Source organism: Ruegeria sp. YTSC004 (genome assembly GCF_059609805.1).
In genome coordinates, this window is sequence record NZ_JBXWMJ010000006.1 from 124,319 (window position 1) to 141,939 (window position 17,621).

16 protein-coding genes are annotated in these 17,621 nt (G+C 54.4%); 5 read left to right on the forward strand and 11 right to left on the reverse strand.

What is annotated here, in order from left to right; translation table 11 throughout:
* Positions 1 to 30: 30 nt before the first annotated feature.
* Positions 31 to 1,581: a class I adenylate-forming enzyme family protein gene (locus tag AC2FFP_RS12555; RefSeq protein WP_496844309.1), complete on the forward strand. Its 1,551-nt coding sequence runs from the start codon at positions 31 to 33 to the stop codon at positions 1,579 to 1,581.
* Between the two features lie 174 nt (positions 1,582 to 1,755).
* Here AC2FFP_RS12555 and AC2FFP_RS12560 read toward each other — a convergent pair whose 3' ends face one another.
* Positions 1,756 to 2,943, reverse strand: coding sequence for an aromatic ring-hydroxylating oxygenase subunit alpha (locus tag AC2FFP_RS12560; protein WP_496881105.1), 1,188 nt, complete (start codon positions 2,941 to 2,943; stop codon positions 1,756 to 1,758).
* A 194-nt stretch (positions 2,944 to 3,137) separates the two neighbouring features.
* Here AC2FFP_RS12560 and AC2FFP_RS12565 point away from each other — a divergent pair, with 194 nt between their 5' ends.
* A complete protein-coding gene (locus tag AC2FFP_RS12565; protein WP_496766294.1) occupies positions 3,138 to 3,716 on the forward strand; it encodes a TetR/AcrR family transcriptional regulator in 579 nt (192 codons plus the stop codon).
* Positions 3,717 to 3,744: 28 nt separating this feature from the next.
* On the opposite strand, the gene AC2FFP_RS12570 is transcribed toward AC2FFP_RS12565, so the two are convergent.
* Together AC2FFP_RS12570 and AC2FFP_RS12575 are read right to left on the reverse strand one after the other, a co-directional pair.
* Complete coding sequence (locus tag AC2FFP_RS12570) at positions 3,745 to 4,656, reverse strand: LysR family transcriptional regulator (protein WP_496766296.1); 912 nt, start codon at positions 4,654 to 4,656, stop codon at positions 3,745 to 3,747.
* 108 nt (positions 4,657 to 4,764) lie between these two features.
* On the reverse strand, positions 4,765 to 5,943 hold the full coding sequence (locus tag AC2FFP_RS12575) for a patatin-like phospholipase family protein (RefSeq protein ID WP_496844312.1): 1,179 nt from the start codon (positions 5,941 to 5,943) through the stop codon (positions 4,765 to 4,767).
* 326 nt (positions 5,944 to 6,269) lie between these two features.
* Here AC2FFP_RS12575 and AC2FFP_RS12580 point away from each other — a divergent pair, with 326 nt between their 5' ends.
* The 3 genes from AC2FFP_RS12580 to AC2FFP_RS12590 all read left to right on the forward strand — a co-directional run bounded on the left by AC2FFP_RS12580 (position 6,270) and on the right by AC2FFP_RS12590 (position 9,438).
* Positions 6,270 to 7,421 carry an aromatic ring-hydroxylating oxygenase subunit alpha gene (locus tag AC2FFP_RS12580; RefSeq protein ID WP_496778368.1) on the forward strand — a complete coding sequence of 384 codons (1,152 nt, stop codon included), beginning with the start codon at positions 6,270 to 6,272 and terminating at the stop codon, positions 7,419 to 7,421.
* On the forward strand, positions 7,418 to 8,293 hold the full coding sequence (locus AC2FFP_RS12585; protein WP_496724809.1) for an ABC transporter six-transmembrane domain-containing protein: 876 nt from the start codon (positions 7,418 to 7,420) through the stop codon (positions 8,291 to 8,293). The genes AC2FFP_RS12580 and AC2FFP_RS12585 overlap by 4 nt, the downstream gene beginning before the upstream one ends.
* 83 nt (positions 8,294 to 8,376) lie before the next feature.
* The gene (locus AC2FFP_RS12590) at positions 8,377 to 9,438 is read left to right on the forward strand and encodes a 2Fe-2S iron-sulfur cluster-binding protein (RefSeq protein WP_496881106.1); all 1,062 of its coding nucleotides are present in this window, start codon (positions 8,377 to 8,379) and stop codon (positions 9,436 to 9,438) included.
* A 26-nt stretch (positions 9,439 to 9,464) separates the two neighbouring features.
* On the opposite strand, the gene AC2FFP_RS12595 is transcribed toward AC2FFP_RS12590, so the two are convergent.
* The 8 genes from AC2FFP_RS12595 to AC2FFP_RS12630 form a co-directional block, all read right to left on the reverse strand.
* Positions 9,465 to 10,001 (reverse strand): TetR/AcrR family transcriptional regulator, encoded by a 537-nt coding sequence (locus AC2FFP_RS12595; RefSeq protein ID WP_496739095.1) that lies wholly within the window; start codon positions 9,999 to 10,001, stop codon positions 9,465 to 9,467.
* A gap of 252 nt (positions 10,002 to 10,253) precedes the next feature.
* Positions 10,254 to 11,636, reverse strand: coding sequence for a DUF1501 domain-containing protein (locus tag AC2FFP_RS12600; protein WP_496844316.1), 1,383 nt, complete (start codon positions 11,634 to 11,636; stop codon positions 10,254 to 10,256).
* Positions 11,637 to 11,640: 4 nt separating this feature from the next.
* Entirely contained in the window at positions 11,641 to 13,413 is a 1,773-nt protein-coding gene (locus AC2FFP_RS12605; protein WP_496766310.1) for a DUF1800 family protein, read from the reverse strand.
* 166 nt (positions 13,414 to 13,579) lie between these two features.
* On the reverse strand, positions 13,580 to 14,011 hold the full coding sequence (locus AC2FFP_RS12610; RefSeq protein ID WP_496881107.1) for a DUF2141 domain-containing protein: 432 nt from the start codon (positions 14,009 to 14,011) through the stop codon (positions 13,580 to 13,582).
* 18 nt (positions 14,012 to 14,029) lie between these two features.
* Positions 14,030 to 14,248, reverse strand: coding sequence for a hypothetical protein (locus AC2FFP_RS12615; RefSeq protein WP_496844319.1), 219 nt, complete (start codon positions 14,246 to 14,248; stop codon positions 14,030 to 14,032).
* A 224-nt stretch (positions 14,249 to 14,472) separates the two neighbouring features.
* Positions 14,473 to 15,891: an MFS transporter gene (locus AC2FFP_RS12620; RefSeq protein WP_496766316.1), complete on the reverse strand. Its 1,419-nt coding sequence runs from the start codon at positions 15,889 to 15,891 to the stop codon at positions 14,473 to 14,475.
* A gap of 208 nt (positions 15,892 to 16,099) precedes the next feature.
* Positions 16,100 to 17,164 (reverse strand): hypothetical protein, encoded by a 1,065-nt coding sequence (locus tag AC2FFP_RS12625; RefSeq protein ID WP_496881108.1) that lies wholly within the window; start codon positions 17,162 to 17,164, stop codon positions 16,100 to 16,102.
* Positions 17,165 to 17,194: 30 nt separating this feature from the next.
* Positions 17,195 to 17,497, reverse strand: a complete 303-nt coding sequence (locus AC2FFP_RS12630) for a hypothetical protein (protein ID WP_496844320.1) — start codon at positions 17,495 to 17,497, stop codon at positions 17,195 to 17,197.
* Positions 17,498 to 17,621: the final 124 nt, after the last annotated feature.

The following is a 17,621-nucleotide window of genomic DNA, read 5'->3' on the forward strand; positions in this document are numbered from 1 at the left end:
TGCCGTGATGATGCCCGGGAGGAGACACCAATGCCGACGCTTGGACAGCTGATCGACCGAAACGCAGACCGCTTTGGAGATCAGGATGCTTATGTGGAATTGGACCGCCGTCGCAGTTGGCGCGAGTTGGGCCAGCGAACGGATGCGCTGGCGCATACGTTGCGGTCGCTGGATGTCCGCAAAGGTGATAGGGTCGGGGTGATCCTGCCCGACTGCATAGAGGTTGCGGAAACCATTGGCGCTTGCGCCAAGGCCGGTGCGATTCGAGTGGGTCTGAACTATCGCCTTGCCCCGCGCGAAATCGGCGCGCTGATTGACGACGCGGGCTTGGATGTTCTGATCGTGCAGGACACGAAAGTTGCAATCGCCCAAGACGCGTTGACCTTCAGCAAGCGCCAGCCGGTGCTGGTAGGGGTCGGTTCCCAACATGCGTTGGAGCGGGACTATGAAACCCTTATCGCATCAGCATCTGATCGCGGGGCCTTCACCCATACCCCGCATGAGCAATTGATGATCTGCTACACCACCGGTTCAACCGGTTTGCCGAAAGGTGCGATCTATCCTCACGCGTTGATGATCGAGTCGATGGGTGTAATCGCCCTGACGGAAGGTGCGGGTCCGGACGATGTCTGGTTGCACGCGATGCCGGCATCGGGCGTTCCGATCATTCACCTACTGCGTAACATGTTCCACGGCACCAAATGTGCCATTGTCGGCGAATGGGATGCTGAAACGGCGCTAAAGCTTATTGACCGTGAGCAGGCGACGATCTGCGTTCTGGTGCCAACGATGCTGAACGACCTGCTGTCTTCCGGCCTGATTACGCAATACAATTGCTCGTCGATCCGGCAGCTGGGGTATGGGTCTGCGCCAATTCCACCCGCGACAGTGCGCGATGCGCTCAAGGCTTTCGGGTGCAAGTTCTTGCAGATGTTTGGCACGACCGAGCTGATGGGCATGGGCATGATGTTGACCGCAACGGATCATGAGCGCGCTTTGAAAGACGGGCACAATTGTCTCGAAAGCGCGGGCCGGCCACTTTTCTACGTGGACGTCCGTGTCGTTGACGAGCAGGGCAATGACCTTCCCAGCGGTGAGGCAGGTGAGCTGCTGATTCACTCGCCTTACGTGATCCCGGGCTATTGGAATCAGGCGGTAGAGTATTCGGAAACCGTCCGCGATGGTTGGCTGCATACCGGGGATATCGCTGTTATCGATGCAGAGGGCTACGTCCATCTCAAGGACCGGGCAAAGTTCCGCATCAAGTCCGGCGGCTATAACGTGTTCCCGGTCGAGGTCGAAAACTGTCTGGCTGAACATGATGCAGTCGACGAAGTCAGTGTGTTCGGCCTGCCGGATCCGAAATGGGGGGATCGGATTCATGCCGTTGTCACCCTGAACTCTGATACGGCTGTTAGTGGCGCAGAACTGCGTGAGTACTGCCGGGGTAAGATTGCCAACTTCAAAATCCCGAAAGATATCGAGATTTGGGACGCATTGCCCAAAGGACCGACCGGCAAAATTCAAAAGCGCGAGATCATCGAGATTTGCAGTCGCGACGACCAAAGCGGTGCGGCATAAGCACCGTTCCTCACCGAATGCTCTTGGTCAGGGGATGAAAGCTCGAAAAACAGTGTGAGGTTTGATCGTTGAAATGCGATCAAGCCTCTTCGTTTCAATAGCCCACCTCAAATGAAGCAGGCCATCCGATTGGGCAAGTGACCCAGTGAAATCTCTGTCGCTTGCCGCGTGTACCTACGCTTCCATGTGGCGCAGAACCGATCTCTGAAAGTAGGTCAGCGGAGATTCAGCCCCAGGACCAGAGGCCATTTTGCCGACCGTGTATTTGGGCGACATCATCGCACGCTGCATTTTCTCGACGACATATACATCTTCAGTCTGGAAGTCCTGGGTTTCCAGCGGATGCACTTTCCAGTGCGAGCTTTTGATCATGCCGGATACCTTGTCATAGCCGGGGATATCTTTGACGGATCCGCGGCTCGACATCCATGATTTTGCGGCCCAGACATAAGCATGCAACCGTGTCACACCGGCGCTTACAGGCTCCATCACGGATATTGAGAAGGACCACGGGCTTGCCACGATCAGGGTCGTCGGGAACAACATGTAGACGCCGCCATAGCCTTCTTTCTCAGCATGCGGGATTTTCTTCGCGTTCCATTTGTCCATGCGCGTAGACACGAAATTCGGAACACGCGAACGCACGGTTTCATTCTCGGTCGAGTACCAAACCTGATTGTCACCATAAGGGTCCCAGATGTTCTTGTCCTGAGTTGGGCCGCCAAGGGTGTTCTTGTGCAGATAGGCCAGATGGTATCCGTCGATCGCATTCTCGAAGAACACTTTCCAGTTGCACTGCATTTCATAGGTTACAGGTTCACCGTAAGATATCAGTTCAGGGCTGGTGATGTCGTGCGGCCAGACGACATCTTCCAATCCGCTGAGCCAATCGGACAGGTCCTGATCGGGTTCGGGATTGGCAAAGACAATGCCCTTGAACACCGCGACCGAAGCTCTGTGCAGGCCGTTTTCTTTTTTGTTGATGTCCGGGAAACAGGCCTTCTGGTCAGGGATGCCACGCAGCGCGCCATCCAGGCCAAAAGTCCACGAGTGATAGGGGCACACGATCGTTTTGCCCGCATTTCCGCAGCCGCGGTCCAGCAATTCGGTTCCGCGATGGCGACAAACGTTGTGGAACGCCCGCAGTTCGCCGTCGTTTCCGCGGATTACGACCAGGGTAAAGTGCCCTGCCTTGGCCGTCATGTAATCGCCCGCATTGGCAACCTTTGACACGACGCCAGCAAACACCCAGCTGCGCGAAAACAGTTTCTTGTTTTCCTGCGCCAGCCATTCATCTGATGTGTAGGCTTCAGAAGGCAATTCCTGGGTGGCGACCTCTGGCATTTGGTTCGGCTGTTGCATGAATGATCTCACAAATGGCTGCTAAGTTTTCATTATTGTCAAAGTTGACAGATAACCTTAAATGCGCCATATGTCAATGCAAAGTGATCGTTCACTAAAGATAAAAAAATTTGAAGAAATTGGCCGCAAGAACTGCGGTTCATCATGATTTCATAGGCTCTTGTCCTGAGCCTGATGAAGGGATTGGAAATGCCATGCCGCGCCCGAGCTTAAAACCGCAACGGTCAGAAGAAATCCTTGATGCCTATATGACCTGCGTGGCCCGGTACGGGCTTGATGGTGCCACCCAAGAGCGTGTCGCGGCCGAGGCTGGTGTGAAGCGACCATTGTTACGCCACTACCTTGGCAATCGTGACCAGATGATTGCTGCGCTGAATCTGCATGTCGCAGACGCGTTCAACGAGCTGACATTGGAGCTGGACTGTCATCTTACACAGATAGAAACAGGCGATCAGCTCTTGGAAATCCTTTTTGCCGAAGATGAAGAGATCGACCCGCGGCTTGCTGCTGCGTGGCAGGGGTTATCCGCATCAGTCGGGGATCATCCCGAACTTGCCGAGCCGTTGCTGGAAGTCTTGGCACGTTTTGTGGCGGTTCTTGAGAAGTTCCTTGGTCGCGTGTCGCCCGACGCTACACCAGAACGGGTCAGGGCCGTGGCGCAGGGCATTTCAACGATCTTCCTGTCCCTCGATTCACTGGCCGCACTTGATGCGCCGTCAAATTGGCGTACTGAATTGAAGCGGGCGGCTTCATTGCTGACGGAAACTTTGTAATTGCCAAGTCGGGTCGCATTCGACACCGTCAGCGCGGCAGACCCTCTTCAGTTTGGGCCTGCGTTGACAGCCAGTGACGAAAGCTGCGCAGCGACGGATCGTCCGACTTGGTTTTTGGCCAAACAAGATAGTAGGCGCCCATCATCTCGACTGCGTCCGGAAAGGCTGCGATCAGTTTGCCTGTCGCGAGGTCCTGTTCGATCAAATAATTTGGCAGTAACGCAACGCCGAGACCGTGAACCGCCGCCTGATTGATCGTTGTGTATTGATCGTAAATCGTTCCGGGCAACGCGTCGGGATGGCTTGTCCCCATATGGCTGAACCATTCTTGCCAGGCATGGGGCCGGGTCTGGATGTGCAGCAATGGGAGTTTCAGCAGATCTCGCGGTGATGACGGCGCGCCTTTGGGCAGCAAGGATGGCGCGCAAACCGGCAATACACTTTCCACGCGCAGCAACAGCCGATCCGTGCCGGGCCAATCGGGTTCACCAAAATACAGCGCTGCGTCGAAGGGTTCAGAGGTAAAGCTAAACGGACGCAGGCGTGTCGACATGTTGATGGTTATTTCCGGATGCATGCGGGCAAATTCCGGCAATCTGGGCACCAACCACCGCATTCCGAACGTCGGCAAGATCGCAAGGTTCAAGGTGCCACCAATAGGAGCCATGTGCAGCTTTAACGAGGCCTGAGCGATCTGGTTCAGACCTTGCCGGACTTCAGCTACATATTCCTGCGCAACCGGGGTCAGCAGCAGGCGTTTGCGATCCCGACGGATCAGATCGACACCTAGCTGGGCTTCCAATGTTTGCAATTGACGGCTGACGGCACTTTGGGTCAGGGCAAGCTCATCAGCGACCGCAGAAGCCGAGCCTAAGCGATCCAGCGCTTCAAGGGCGCGGAGTGATGAGATTGAGGGGAAAAGGCGGCGTGGCGCTACCATCTATGCGGTCTGCTCATGAGTTACCCTGTTATCTTGCAGTTATTTGCGATTTGTTCAAACATCTTGTTGAATGTCTGCTTCAGTAGGTGTTCGGGCCTAAAATCCTCGTCACTGCCACTCCTGCGCATCATAGATCCACCCTTCCTTATGCCGTCCGGCCCAATAACCGATCGCAGACAGGTCGGTCATGTATTCGGGGTCGAAGGGTTCCTGCGGTTTTCTTTGAAATTCCTTGGGAATATAGGTGATGTTGGCTTGAAACCCGTCCCGGTTCGCGAGGGTCAGGATGCTTTCGATATTGCCAAGGCTTTGGGAACGGATCAGCATTTCGAACGCGCGGTTAGCCACAGCGGTTGCATTTCCGGGCAACGGATCGAAACTCGGTTCCAGCGTTTTATTGTGGATCAGCCAAATGCGGTTTTTTTGATTGCTCAGCCCGGCGTCCCGCAGCAGCTGACGCATCTGCAAGTCGTATGGGTAGGCAAAAATCTCGCGGGTAAGCCCGCCATCCACATGCAATTCTTCGTGTTGTACTTCGCCATTGGTCACCTTGATTGTAACGGGTTGAAACACGACAGGTATCGAGACCGAGGCCAGAATTACGTCCCGGATGAGATCCCGCGCGCCCGGCGTGTCGGTTTGGGCGATCGCCCCGATGTTCCACAGCACCGGACGCTCCGCGTCGATGTTGGTGGTGCCGATCAAAAGCTGGCGGCCCAATCTGTGCTGCTTCGCGATCTCGCGGATCAGATTGTCGGTCAGTTCTTGCTTGATTGCCGCTTTCAGTGGCGTTGCTTTGGTCAGAAAACCGCGCCCAATGACGGCACCCGAAACGTCTAATCGCACGACATCCCGGGTCGCGGTTTCGGTATAGAACCGCTTCAGGCGGCTGTCATAATCCGGACCGAGGAAAGCAAAGGGCGCGATCAGCGCGCCAGTGGAGATTCCGGTGACCACATCAAAGGACGGGCGTGTGCCCTTGTCGGTCCAACCATTTAGAACGCCGGCCCCAAAAGCGCCGTGCTGGCCGCCGCCCGATAGCGCAAGAATGTTCAGGCCTTGCCCCCTTGGAACCTGTGCTAGCGTCTTGTGCATTTCCGCATTGAGAGTTGCCAGACGGTCGCGGCTATCATCTTCGAAATACCGGCTGTCCGGGGTTGTGACAACCGGCAGAAAGGTCTCGTAATTTTCGGACGTCGGTGTAAGTGCTGAACGATCATAGCTGCCGGCACAGGCGGTTAACATCAGCAAGAGAACGAAATTGACGTAAATCTTGAGTGAGGGCATCGGTGAATTGTCCGTCTTGAAAGTGGTGCCGCTCTGTATAGTGCCAAACATATTTTGTTGAGTGCCAAATCTCCGCAGGTGCCTAAATCTCGTTGTATCGTTAGGTCTTGTGCGAGATGACACCGATCGAAACGGCAGACATTGCAACAATGCGCTTACTCGTTTCGGCCGATCTTATTCTTTAAATTGTCACCATTGACAGTTGATTGCTGTTTGCCTATTTCGTTTCAAAGCACCGTAAGATCGGGCATGTGTTAATCACTGTTGCTGAGGTCAAAACGTTTAGCTTGCCAACCGTGAAGACGACGGCCCTAGGAGGGGACAGCATGCCACAAATGTACCATGAGTTACCTGCAGAAGCGTACACATCGCAGGAGTGGTTCGACCGTGAACAGCGAGAGATATTCTCAAAAACATGGCGTTTTGCTGGCTTTATGGAAGATTTGCCCGAGCCAGGCCATTATCTTTCGGTTCAGGCGGGATTGAACAACTTGTTCATCGTCATGGGGAGGGATCGCAGGCTGCGGGCCTTCCACAATATCTGCAGACATCGGGGCACCCAATTGATCCGCGCCCTGGGAAAGACCCAAAAAGCGCTGACCTGCCCCTATCACGACTGGACCTATGATCTTGAGGGCAACCTGATCTCAGTCCCGGATGAGCATCGCGAATATAAGTCCGTCGACAAATCCTGCCTTGGCCTGAAACCTGCTTCGGTCGATATCTGGAAAGGTATGTTGTTTGTGCATCCCGACCCGAACGCAGGGTCGATCATGAAATGGTTTGGCGACGTGGACGATAAGGTCGGACCACATGTGCCAGAAGAGCTGGTGGAACACGAGGACACCTCGAACACCTATGAAATCAAGGCCAATTGGAAGATCGTTGTCGAGAATTACATCGACGTCTACCATCTGAGCCACCTTCATTCGAACACCCTACAAATGTATGACCACGCCAATGCGCAATATGGTTGGTACGGGCCGCACTACATCTTTTGGGAGCCGCCGGTCGAAGAGTTCGCCAAAGATCAGAACAAAAAGCTTCAGATGCCGCGGGTCGTTCCCGAAGATCAGAATGGTGCATGGGTGCCGATGCTGTTTCCAGGGGTCGGAATTGGCGCGTCAGAGGACGTATGGAACGTCTTTATCATTACCCCGCTTGCTCCGGACAGGACGCGGATTCTGAACCGGACGCGTGTTGCCAATGCATCGGGCTGGGAGTTTTCGAAACAGGCTACCCGGTCGGCGTCCTTCTGGAACAATTTTGGCATCAAAGGCAAATATGAAGGTGATGATGCGTATGATGAAAACGATCCGATGGCCTCGGGCGATTTCACGCAAGAGGACATCTATGCCTGTGAACAGCAACAGAAATCCTTGACCTCGCCTTATTTCGAAGTTGGTCCAGCCGCCGTTGGGGAAAGCCCCGTGGTTCAACACCAAAGGGTCGTTCGCGATTGGTTGCAAGAAGAATGATCAACCCCGACGACCGGTTGTCGATTGCGACCTTGCTGCGGGTCTTCCGCACAAAAATCGTAACGACCTGGGGTCTGACCCTGGTTGAAACGGGGTTGTTTATCTTCCTTCCCCTGTTGATCGGCTATTCGATCGACGGCCTGTCGAATGGGGACTACACGTCGTTCATCCATTTCGGTGTTGCGATGGCAGCGCTGCTGGTTGTGTCGACGTTGCGGCGTGTTTACGACACGCGGGCCTATGGCACGATCCGCGTCGAATTGGGTAAGGCGCAGGCCAAACGGGATGCGGGGCGCGAGGTCTCGGTGCTAAATGCGCGGGTACTGATGGCCCGCGAGTTGGTTGATTTTCTGGAGAATGAGGCCCCTGAATCGATGGGTGCAGTCGTGCAGGTTCTGGTCTCGGTTGGTATTCTGATGTCCTTTCACGGGGCACTTGCCACCGCCGCAGGGGCCGCTGCTGTGATTATCCTGATCATCTTTACCCTGTTTTCGCGTCGCTTCTTCCGCCTGAATGGGCTGTTGAACCACCAGTCAGAAAGACAGGTGACTGCGTTGCAAAGCATGGATCTGAAAAAGATCGGCCAGCACTTGTTCCGATTGCGCACGCATGAGGTTCGGTTGTCGGATTCCGAGGCACTTGTCTATGCTGCGATTTTTGCTGTCTTGCTCAGCATGCTGGCCTTCAACCTGTGGTTTGCGGCGACGCAAAGCGGGGCGACGGCAGGGCAGATCTTCTCGGTTGTCACCTATTCGTTCGAGTTTGTGCAATCGGTCGTGATTTTACCGATGGTCCTGCAAAGCCTCGCGCGCTTGTCCGAGATCACTGAGCGGATCAACGCACCGGCATCGAAACAGGGTGCCAATGCCTAATACGTTCAATTCAAACACCCGTCCCATATCGGGTATCATCACACATCCTGCCCTTTCGCACGGCACGAATTTCGGAGGCTCAAATGACCAGAGTTTTTCACCCGCTTGAGGTGCTTGAAACGCGTAGTGAGATCGGCGGGCAGGCCAAATCCGTCATGTTCGACGTGCCACCACATCTGGCCCAAGACTTTGCCTGGCGTGCCGGTCAGCACCTGACCCTTCGCTTTTGGATCAAGGGTGAAGAGGTGCGTAGAAGCTATTCGATCTCGTCTTCGCCCGATTCAGGCGATCCGCTGCGTATCACCGTCAAACGGGTGAAAAAGGGGCTTGTCAGCAACCATATCAACGATACGGTTCAAAAGGGTGATGTGATCGACGTCATGCCGCCATTTGGTAGTTTTTGTCTGGATACAGACCCGGAGGAACGGCGCACACACTACTTCTTTGGGGCGGGCAGCGGTATCACCCCATTGTATTCCATGCTTAAGTCTGTGCTATTGGCCGAACCGTGGTCGGTTGCACATCTGGCCTATGGCAATGCGAATGCGGACAGTATCCTGTTCAAAGACAAGTTTGCCGAATACCAGCAGACGTTTCCGGAACGCCTGACGGTGCATCACCTTATGTCCAAGCCTTCAATGTGGTCCAGTTTCGCCTATTGGCGCAGGGGTGTCATCGACAAGGATGCGATCGAGGCGCTGATCACAGAAAATCCACCTTATGCCCAGAATGCCCAGTACTACATCTGTGGTCCCGGCGGGATGAACAAAGCGGTCAAAGACGCGCTTATGTCTTTGGATGTGCCCGCCAATCGGATTCACATGGAAAGCTACGGCGGCGCGCAAGAGACCGATGACAGTATCAAGGGCGTTGATGCTGTTGTGGACATAACGCTGAACGGTCAGCGACAATCGGTTCAGATGGCATCTGGTCAGACGATCTTACAGGCTGCCCAACAGGCGGGGTTGGAGCCGCCATATTCCTGCCAGTCTGGGGTCTGTGGGGCGTGCCGGTGTAAGGTGAAAAAGGGTTCGGTTCATATGCGGGCACGAACCGCTTTGGATGATAATGAGATCGCGAAAGGTGCCGTGCTGTCCTGCCAGGCGGTTGCCACGACAGACAAGCTTGCGGTTAGTTACGATTAACCCGGCCGTTGGCCAGGCAGTCGCCGTCAGGTTTTTTCTTCCAATGTTTCAGCCAATTTCAGCGCAGCGAAATAGGACGAATAACCCCATGTTTTCGGAGGTTTAAGCGGAATGAAAGCATCCGTGGTGATAAAAAGGTTTATGATTCCGTGCGCGACGATCTCGCAGGCTTGTTTGTCGGCTTTTGGGTGTGAGCCAAGAACGATATCTATCGCGACCTTGTAAAAGGCCTCCATCGATTCCAGCAACGGTTTGCGAAGTTCTGGATAAATCTCAATCGAGTTTACGAGCGCCTGATAACAAATGTTGATCCGCGGATCCATCTCACCGTCAGAGTTGAACAGGGCCTCGATTAGATTGCGGACATCGGGATTCTCGGCCAGCGCAACGCGCAATGTTTCGGTCTGTTTGCTGAACGTTTCGACGACATGCTCACCTAGCGCCAGAACCATTGCTTTGCGGTTGCCAAGATGATGGCGGATCAGTGGGCGCTTCAGCCCGGCTTGTGCCGCAATATGTTCAAGTGTGGCCCCTTCGACGCCGTAGCGAACGACGCACGACATAAATGCATCGAGGACTTCTTTTTTTCGTTGATCTTGTACAGAGGGGCGACCCATGCGATGACCCTTACGTAGGAACGGAATTTTAGAGATATTTTAGTTGAGATTGATTGTCAAGACTGACAGTCAATTTAATTCCAAAATATCTACCGCTCTTCAACGTTTTCTGAGCTATCGCCCGCCGTTCCAGCAGGCAACCTAACGCAAGCGATGTTCAAGCGTCCCGGTAGGGCGAAGTGTTTTGGGGCGGTGGGTCTAGGTGAAAAGCCCAAGCCTTTCTCCGCCTGCCACATCCGCAAATCTATTAAGATTTGGGAACAGAGTGTTCAATGCCGACGGTTGCACACCAAACCAAAGAGACAGGTCAGCATAAAGTTGATCGGTCGAGGTCGTTGGGATCAAAACGCCGTCGCCCACATCAAGCGCGTTTTCGCTGGCCAGGCCAAGTTCGGGGTAATCCCCCAGAATCTGCCCACCTTTGACAGCATTGCCCATAACCAGGGTATTGCCCCCCCAACCATGATCCGTACCGTTGCCATTCGACGTCAGCGTCCGGCCGAAATCTGATCCCGTGAAAGTCACAACACGATCCGCCAAGCCCATATCGTCAAGCGTTGCCTGAAACGCTCCCAACGCTTCGGACAATACGCGCAGCATACGGGCATGGTTCGCCAACAGTTCATCATGATGGTCCCAGCCAATATAGCGTACAAAGAACGTTTGCTGCTCGTGACCCAGCCGGTCCGAGGCGGCAATCGTCTTGGCGACCATGCGCAATTGTTGCGCGAGGTCCGAAGACGGGAAGGAGCGGGGTATCTTGATCCCACGGGTTGCGGATTTAAACGTCTCGTGTTTGGACTGCGCGTCGCGGGTCAGGTTCAGATATGTCTCGCGGAAGGGATCGCCGTTTTGATCGGCATTCATCATTCGGTTGAAACTGTCCAAAAGCAGGTCGTTGAGGGGACTTTTCTCTTCTTTCACGTATAGACCGACGCTGCCCTTGTTTGTGATTGAATATGGCAAGTCGATCGTGCCGTTCTGCGCAATGTTGTTTCCGGCCAAAGAGATGTTCATTCCGATCTCGTGCACCGATTTTGAGGGCTGTAGGTCATCAGCAAAGAACCCGAACCATCCGTCGTTCACACGCAGATCCGGGCGCGAGGTTTGCCAGTGTTTGAACTGGTCCGCGTGGCTCAGCAGTCCCAAGGGGAGTGCGGCCGAGCCGTCATAGAACTGCTCTTTCCGGACCTGTTCGACCAAGGGCCCAACATTGGCGACAAAAGAGAGGCGCCTTTGATCGAACAGCTCGGCCATTTCGGGCATCGACGGGTGCAGGCCAAAGCTGCGGCCCAGCCGATCTTTGGGCGTATCCAAGTCCAGCAGCTCACCTCGCGAAAGGGCAAGATTGGCCCGCGTCTCCGAGTATTGGCCGTGCGCGATTTTGTCTTTTGGTACCAGCATGTTGAAGCTGTCATTGCCACCATCCAACATAACAAAAACAAGCGCCCTGCGGGCGGGCTTGATCATTCCCGTCCCAGCTTGCGCCAAACCGGGCAGGGCGGCACCCATCATTGCGCCAGTTGCGGCAACACCGGTCGAGGCCAAAAACTGCCGGCGCGTAAAGGATTTGATCAGCATGGGCTCAGGCCTCCTGCACGGTGAATTCTGGGGAAACGGCAATCATGAAGGCGATGGTCTGCACCACCCATTCGGGATTGTCCGCATACTGCACATAGGCCTGCTTGATCCGTTTGCGCACTTCGGCATCAGTCCGACCGGTCAATAGGACCGAAATCCGATCTATCAGCTCATCATGACGGCCTCGGTTCTGTGCGATTTTGATCTCTTCGCTCAGGTCGAAGCGCAGCGCGTTCTTGGAATTGGCCCATAGTGTATCGGGGTCAAATTCCATCACCATCATCTGTTCAGGGCCCGTGCCGATCTGAGTCGAGACCAGCGGCAAGTAGCCGCCAAAGAACCAATAGTAGATGTTGTTGACATAAGCGACCGAGGTCGCGGCCGTGTGCAGCTCGAACTCGGGCGCGCGAAGGCCCATCTTCTGCAATGCGCCATGCGGGGTGAAGTCGGGTTTGTAGAAATTGAACACCGTGGGCGCGGACAGCGGATGCATCTGCAGCGCCTCTTGAATGTCATCACCCAGCAGCCACAGCTTGCCGGTCTGGTTATGCGCTCCAAACGCAAGCAGAACCTGCGTGACGCGATGCAGGGGCGATTTTAGCTTTTGGGACTGAACTACTTTTGTCGGGGATTTGTATGCCGAAGGAAGACGTTTGGCGGCAACCTCATTGGTCAATGGGTAGGTCAGGATTGTGCGAACCGCGCTTTTCAGATCTCCGTTTGAGCCAAATGCCTGCGACACCGCTTCGACATAGGCGGGCGAGGGATTGGATGTGACCAGCCGGTTGATCAGATGGGTTGCGATGAACGGCGCGGTCGTAGGGTGGGCAACCAGTTGGTCGATGGTCGAACGAATTTCTTTCGGGCCGGACTGATCGCCGGGCAAGGTCAGACGACCGTTCAGCAGGGATTTTGCGCCGCGGTCGTGAAAGGCTTCTTCCACGATCATCGGTTTGGTCGCGTCAATGAAGGGCACTGTCTTATAGGCCTTTTCGACCCCATCATCGAACTGAACTGGATAACCATTATAGCTGTCTTCCCAGAACGACGTGTTCCACTCGTATTCATAGGCTGCGGGCAGCAAGCCGGTGAAGACCCGAGCCAGTTCCTTGATGTCGCGATTGTCATAGGTCGGGATCGGATCCCCACTGGCATCCAGTTTTTCCGTGCCATCGGGGTTCAGCTCGAACAAGCCAATCGAAAACAGCTGCATGATCTCACGCGCATAGTTTTCATCCGGATGGGTGTTCTTGGCCTCGTTCGCCTTTTGATTGGTCATATGCGACAGGTAGATACCCATCATCGGGTGCACCGACACATCGTACAGAAGGTCTGAATAACTGCCGAACGCGTGCTTATAGAGCAGGTCATAGTAATTCGCCATCCCGATGGCATCCAGCTCCAACGATGACGCGTCCGAGATGACTAGGATCTCGGACAGTGCCTGCGCAACACGCTGGCGCAGCAGATCGTCGCGTTGCGTCAGGGTGTGGTTCCACCAGGCCATGTGGAAATACCATTTATAGGGCAGGGCGGGGTTGTTGCCGTCGCCGTTGATCGCCCATTCGCCATGCGCGCGTTTTAGGCGCTTTCGGAAGCTCTTCCAAATCTTGCGAGTGGACTTTTCGAACGGCCCTTTGTTACCGATCGAGGCGTTCAGCTGATCATCCAACCAGCGTTCCGGGCCGGTCTTGCTAACCTGATGCAGTAACCTCTGATCGGCCCCAAGCGTGGCCTGCATCAAGAATCGACTGGTGTCTTCCAAGGATGACTTCATGGTGGATGGCGGTCCTTTAGATCTGACGACAGTAGCTGGGATTGGCATAAATTGTCATGTGAGACAAAATAAAACTTAACCCCGCCGTTTCAACCCGAAGAATCCGATGTCCGCAAAAAAAATGCCCCGTTTCCGGGGCAGTTGGGGTTGAATTTGTAGGGTAGCTTTAGTTTGCGTAGTTCATTTTCAAACCAAGCGATGAGGTATTGCCATCGTATTCGATCGCCGCGTCTTCGAACGCCGGCAACGATCTGACGCCTGCGCCCTTGGAATAAGCCCAACCTTCTTGCGGGATCGGCCCTTTCATCTCGAACTGGCCGTTGTCGTTCTGGTCATGGTGTATCATGATCGCAAGCTGTCCGGGTTTCTGGTTCTCAAGCGTTCCGGAAACTGTGCTACCTGAGGCCGGGATCTTCGCGTAGCCCACGATTTTCGCCATCTGGCTTTGGTCAAATGCGGTCTTATCGTCAAAGGCCAGGACGTGGATGACGCCCCCGCGTCCGGCGTCGACACCAGTGATATCGATCTGTATGTCCCCGGCCGTAGCCTGAGAGGCCGCCAGAGCCATAAGGCCAGCGAAGAATGCAGTCTTGGTCATTGAGTTTCTCCTGAACAGTTAACCAATGTAAATTCCAAACAGGCGCCATGCGAGATCCTGCACGACGTAAAGCAGCCCGAAGGCGAACCACATGATCGTGATGGCGTAGAAAAGCGGCGGGTTTTCCCGGCTGTCGATTGTTTCAATCAAAAAGGCCTGGCCTGTCATGAAGGATGAGGCGGCCCACCACATGAACAGCAACCCCCAGATCGCGTAGACCTGAAACCATGTTGCCAACAGCAAACATAAGAAGATGATCCAGGAAAAGGGGTGAGATTTGAGGTATTGCATTGAACTTCTCTATCTATTTTCGGGGTTTGTGCCCGCATCAAAGTGGGCACGACGAAGGGATACCTATGCGTCACAAAACTGTGTGGCTTTGAAGGGGTTGTGTAACATTCTGGCTTGCCGCCATTGCAGATCAGTTGCAGTTCCGTCCACGCAGGCGACGCGCCAGCTTTTTAGTCATGGATTGCCTGAAGCTGGTCGAATTGCGCTTTATCCAACCGGTAGAACATCAGGGCAACAATCGAGGCCATGTATATGACGAGGCTAAGGCAGGCGTAGTTCCATCCCAGTGCACGGGTGACCTCGGGGGTCAGGTTCGATTGATCTGGCGCTTCCGGAAAGCCAACATATGCCAGAAACATTCCAGAGATCGCTAACCCGCCAGCCGTACCGGCTTTATAGGAGAAGGTAATGACTGATGTAATGATCCCTTCGTTCTGATACCCGTTCTGGCTGATACCCAATTCGACAACGTCCGCCGTCATCGACGTCAATAAGGACGTGGTCCAGACAATCAGGATGATTTGCAGAATGCCGTGGACGAAAAGCAACCAGATCAAAAGCTCGGTGCCGTTCGCAGGGAAAAACCCGATTTCACGCAGTACGTAAGGGGCGACACTTACAATAGCCGCGAGGATCGACAGGTAGATCGCGCTCGATTTTTTGTCGCCAGATCGTGTTATCGGCTTAAGGGTTACGGCCGCAATCACGGCGCCGATCAGGTTTGCCACCAGGATCAAAGCTATCTGATCATTGTTCAACTCCCAGAAGAACGAGGTCAGGTAGGTCCACAATGCTGCTCCGATTCCGGCGCCTACGAAAAAAACGGCTGTGCTAACAAAGATTGAGCGCAAAGCTGGCAGCTTGAACGCTGCGAAAAACTGTCTGAAAAATCCAGAGATGCTGTAGGTCGCCACATGCGAAATATCCAGCATTCTATTCTGCCATTTGCGCGTGCCTAATGCGGTGACAGTGATAGCCAGCGCTATAAGTATTGCACCGACAAGGCCTGCTTCCTGATAGCCGGCCTGGTTGAGGATGCCGTAAGGCATCGTGTCGGTCGGAACCAACCAGATCACATACATCGCGATGACCATGATCTGACCGGCAATCCAGGTGACCGAGACCTTGAGGCCAGACAACATGGTTCGTCCGCCATAGTCCTTGGTCAACTCTGGCACCATCGCGTTGTGTGGTACATCAAACAACGTCATTGCCGTCCGCAGAAGGATCGTTGTGATCAGTAGGAACCAAAACAGCTGGGTCTCTGAAGTCAGTGCTGCAGGTGGGTTCCAAATAAACCAGAACAGGAGTGCGACAGGTATGATCGCCGCGTAGATGAACGGGTGGCGCTTGCCAGCACGAGAACGCGTGTTATCTGACAAGTAACCGACAACAGGATCGGATACAGCGTCGAACATCAGAGCAATGAAAAGCGCAAAACCCACCGTCTCGGCCGGAAGGCCGATGACCAGATTGTAGTAGATAAGCAGGAAAAAGCTCAGCCCGTTCGACAAGATGCCGTTGGCTATGCCGCCTGCCCCATAAAACAGCTGCATGCCGACCGGCGGGCTTTCAGTACTGGTATTCATTTTTCCTCCGGATCTTCTTGCGGCAAGACGGTGAGTGATCGATCACTCAAATCAGATCACAAGGATCGTTTTTTGTCAAAGGTGTTAGACAATGGTACCTAACGACCGCGTCTGAGAAGCAAATGACCGCCGAAGCAACAGGCAATAAGCAGGGGCCATTCGCGTAGTGGAAAGCGAATCCCGACCGCGTTCGCAGTCGGGTGCTTGATCAGAAGTTATGCGACAGGCTCACACGTACAGCGGTGCCGGAAACATCCCGGATCTGTAGGCCCGCGTCAGGTTCGTTCACATCGCCAAGCGTGCCATACGTGACATCAACCAGAATTCGGGTCTGACCAATCGAGTGCACGGCACCAAGCGTGATACCTTTGCCGCCGCCTTCATAGTCAAAGCCAACAAAACCGCCTTCAGGTTCAGAGCGGGACAGAATGCCGTAGAAGTACCATTTCGGGTTCAGTAGGTAGCCGACGCCAATTTGGTAGTCGACCGAGTTTTCCGCAAATTCCGCAAGCGGACCGCCAAGAACCGGAGACTGTACGGCGACATCATCCCAGTTCCTCCAGCGGATCGATCCAAAGGCACCCCAAGGGCCCTTGATCGCACTTTGCCCGTTCAGCGCGACTGTCTGAGGGGTGCTCAATTGCGTCGTCACGTCAGATGGCGAAAGGGGTTGCAGCTGTTCGACACCATCCAGATCGTGATCGATTTCCGAGTAGTATGTCAGGTTGGCGCGAAACGCGATCTCCGGGATCTCATACGCGGCACCCACAAGGAAACCGGGGTTGAAGTCACCCTCGGAATCCAGCGAGTAGCTGAGAGAGGGATTGATCAGCGCACCGCTGAAATCGTTAATCTTTTCGAACCGAACCCCGGCAAAGGCACTGAAGTTTTCATTGAACTTGTACCGCGCCATCAAGGCGACCTCGGTGCCGCGATACCTGACGTTGGTGCCAGCAGAAGGAGCGCCCGTACCGGTTGGGTACAGTAGTTTATAGTTGACCGAGTTGAAGCCGTGGATTGCGACTGCCCATTTGTCGCCTACGTCCTGTTTGTAGGCTAGGGACAGGCCGCTAATGCTCGGTGTGACGTTACCAGTTGGCTGTCCGAACTCAGTGCCTTCGGTTTTTGAATCGGCCCATCCTCCGGTGATCTCGACATATCGGCCCTGCTCAAAAAGGAACCGGTTTGCCGACGGAAACCCCTCGATTCCGCCAGCAAATGCTGGGCCTGAAATCAAGCCCGCGCCCAATGCCAATGTTGCGATTTTCTTCATTCTTCCCTCCCTTTCCTCGGCTTTGTTTCTTTAATTTTGCCGAGGGGATCTGATTTGACCGTGGCGCAAGGGCGCTTCGGCCTGTTGAAAGCGCCGTGGTTTGCGCATGGTCGTGCAGCCATCGAATGATGTGTCTTCAAATGATTGCGTTTCTGGCCTGTGGAACTGTTTGCGGTGCAGTAGGGAGGCGCGCAGCGTGTGGCCGTCGCAATTACATGAGATGCGGGAATGTGGTCTTCCGTCTGAATGCAACGCCGCGCCTCTGAAGCGGGCCGTTTTGCAGCAGGCAATACCAATTGGTTCGGCAAACAAGCCGATTGCGCGTTTTTTCATAGTCCCTGTCGTTTTTTTGCAGCCCAGTCTTAGGCCGGGTTTTTGGTCTGATTATTGCGTTGCGAGTAGCCCCGGGGTGACACCTCCTCGTTGCTTAGATGTTTTGATTGGCGCGTTCCTCTTG

What these genes read in the sequence shown, in the direction of transcription:
- AC2FFP_RS12565 (WP_496766294.1), top strand. Translation starts at nt 3,138, where the DNA reads ATGCCGCGCCCGAGCTTAAAACCGCAACGGTCAGAAGAAATCCTTGAT.
- AC2FFP_RS12585 (WP_496724809.1), top strand. Translation starts at nt 7,418, where the DNA reads ATGATCAACCCCGACGACCGGTTGTCGATTGCGACCTTGCTGCGGGTC.
- AC2FFP_RS12625 (WP_496881108.1), bottom strand. Translation starts at nt 17,164, where the DNA reads ATGAAGAAAATCGCAACATTGGCATTGGGCGCGGGCTTGATTTCAGGC.
- AC2FFP_RS12600 (WP_496844316.1), bottom strand. Translation starts at nt 11,636, where the DNA reads ATGCTGATCAAATCCTTTACGCGCCGGCAGTTTTTGGCCTCGACCGGT.
- AC2FFP_RS12575 (WP_496844312.1), bottom strand. Translation starts at nt 5,943, where the DNA reads ATGCCCTCACTCAAGATTTACGTCAATTTCGTTCTCTTGCTGATGTTA.
- AC2FFP_RS12570 (WP_496766296.1), bottom strand. Translation starts at nt 4,656, where the DNA reads ATGGTAGCGCCACGCCGCCTTTTCCCCTCAATCTCATCACTCCGCGCC.
- AC2FFP_RS12630 (WP_496844320.1), bottom strand. Translation starts at nt 17,497, where the DNA reads ATGAAAAAACGCGCAATCGGCTTGTTTGCCGAACCAATTGGTATTGCC.
- AC2FFP_RS12605 (WP_496766310.1), bottom strand. Translation starts at nt 13,413, where the DNA reads ATGAAGTCATCCTTGGAAGACACCAGTCGATTCTTGATGCAGGCCACG.
- AC2FFP_RS12555 (WP_496844309.1), top strand. Translation starts at nt 31, where the DNA reads ATGCCGACGCTTGGACAGCTGATCGACCGAAACGCAGACCGCTTTGGA.
- AC2FFP_RS12560 (WP_496881105.1), bottom strand. Translation starts at nt 2,943, where the DNA reads ATGCAACAGCCGAACCAAATGCCAGAGGTCGCCACCCAGGAATTGCCT.
- AC2FFP_RS12590 (WP_496881106.1), top strand. Translation starts at nt 8,377, where the DNA reads ATGACCAGAGTTTTTCACCCGCTTGAGGTGCTTGAAACGCGTAGTGAG.
- AC2FFP_RS12610 (WP_496881107.1), bottom strand. Translation starts at nt 14,011, where the DNA reads ATGACCAAGACTGCATTCTTCGCTGGCCTTATGGCTCTGGCGGCCTCT.
- AC2FFP_RS12620 (WP_496766316.1), bottom strand. Translation starts at nt 15,891, where the DNA reads ATGAATACCAGTACTGAAAGCCCGCCGGTCGGCATGCAGCTGTTTTAT.
- AC2FFP_RS12580 (WP_496778368.1), top strand. Translation starts at nt 6,270, where the DNA reads ATGCCACAAATGTACCATGAGTTACCTGCAGAAGCGTACACATCGCAG.
- AC2FFP_RS12595 (WP_496739095.1), bottom strand. Translation starts at nt 10,001, where the DNA reads ATGTCGTGCGTCGTTCGCTACGGCGTCGAAGGGGCCACACTTGAACAT.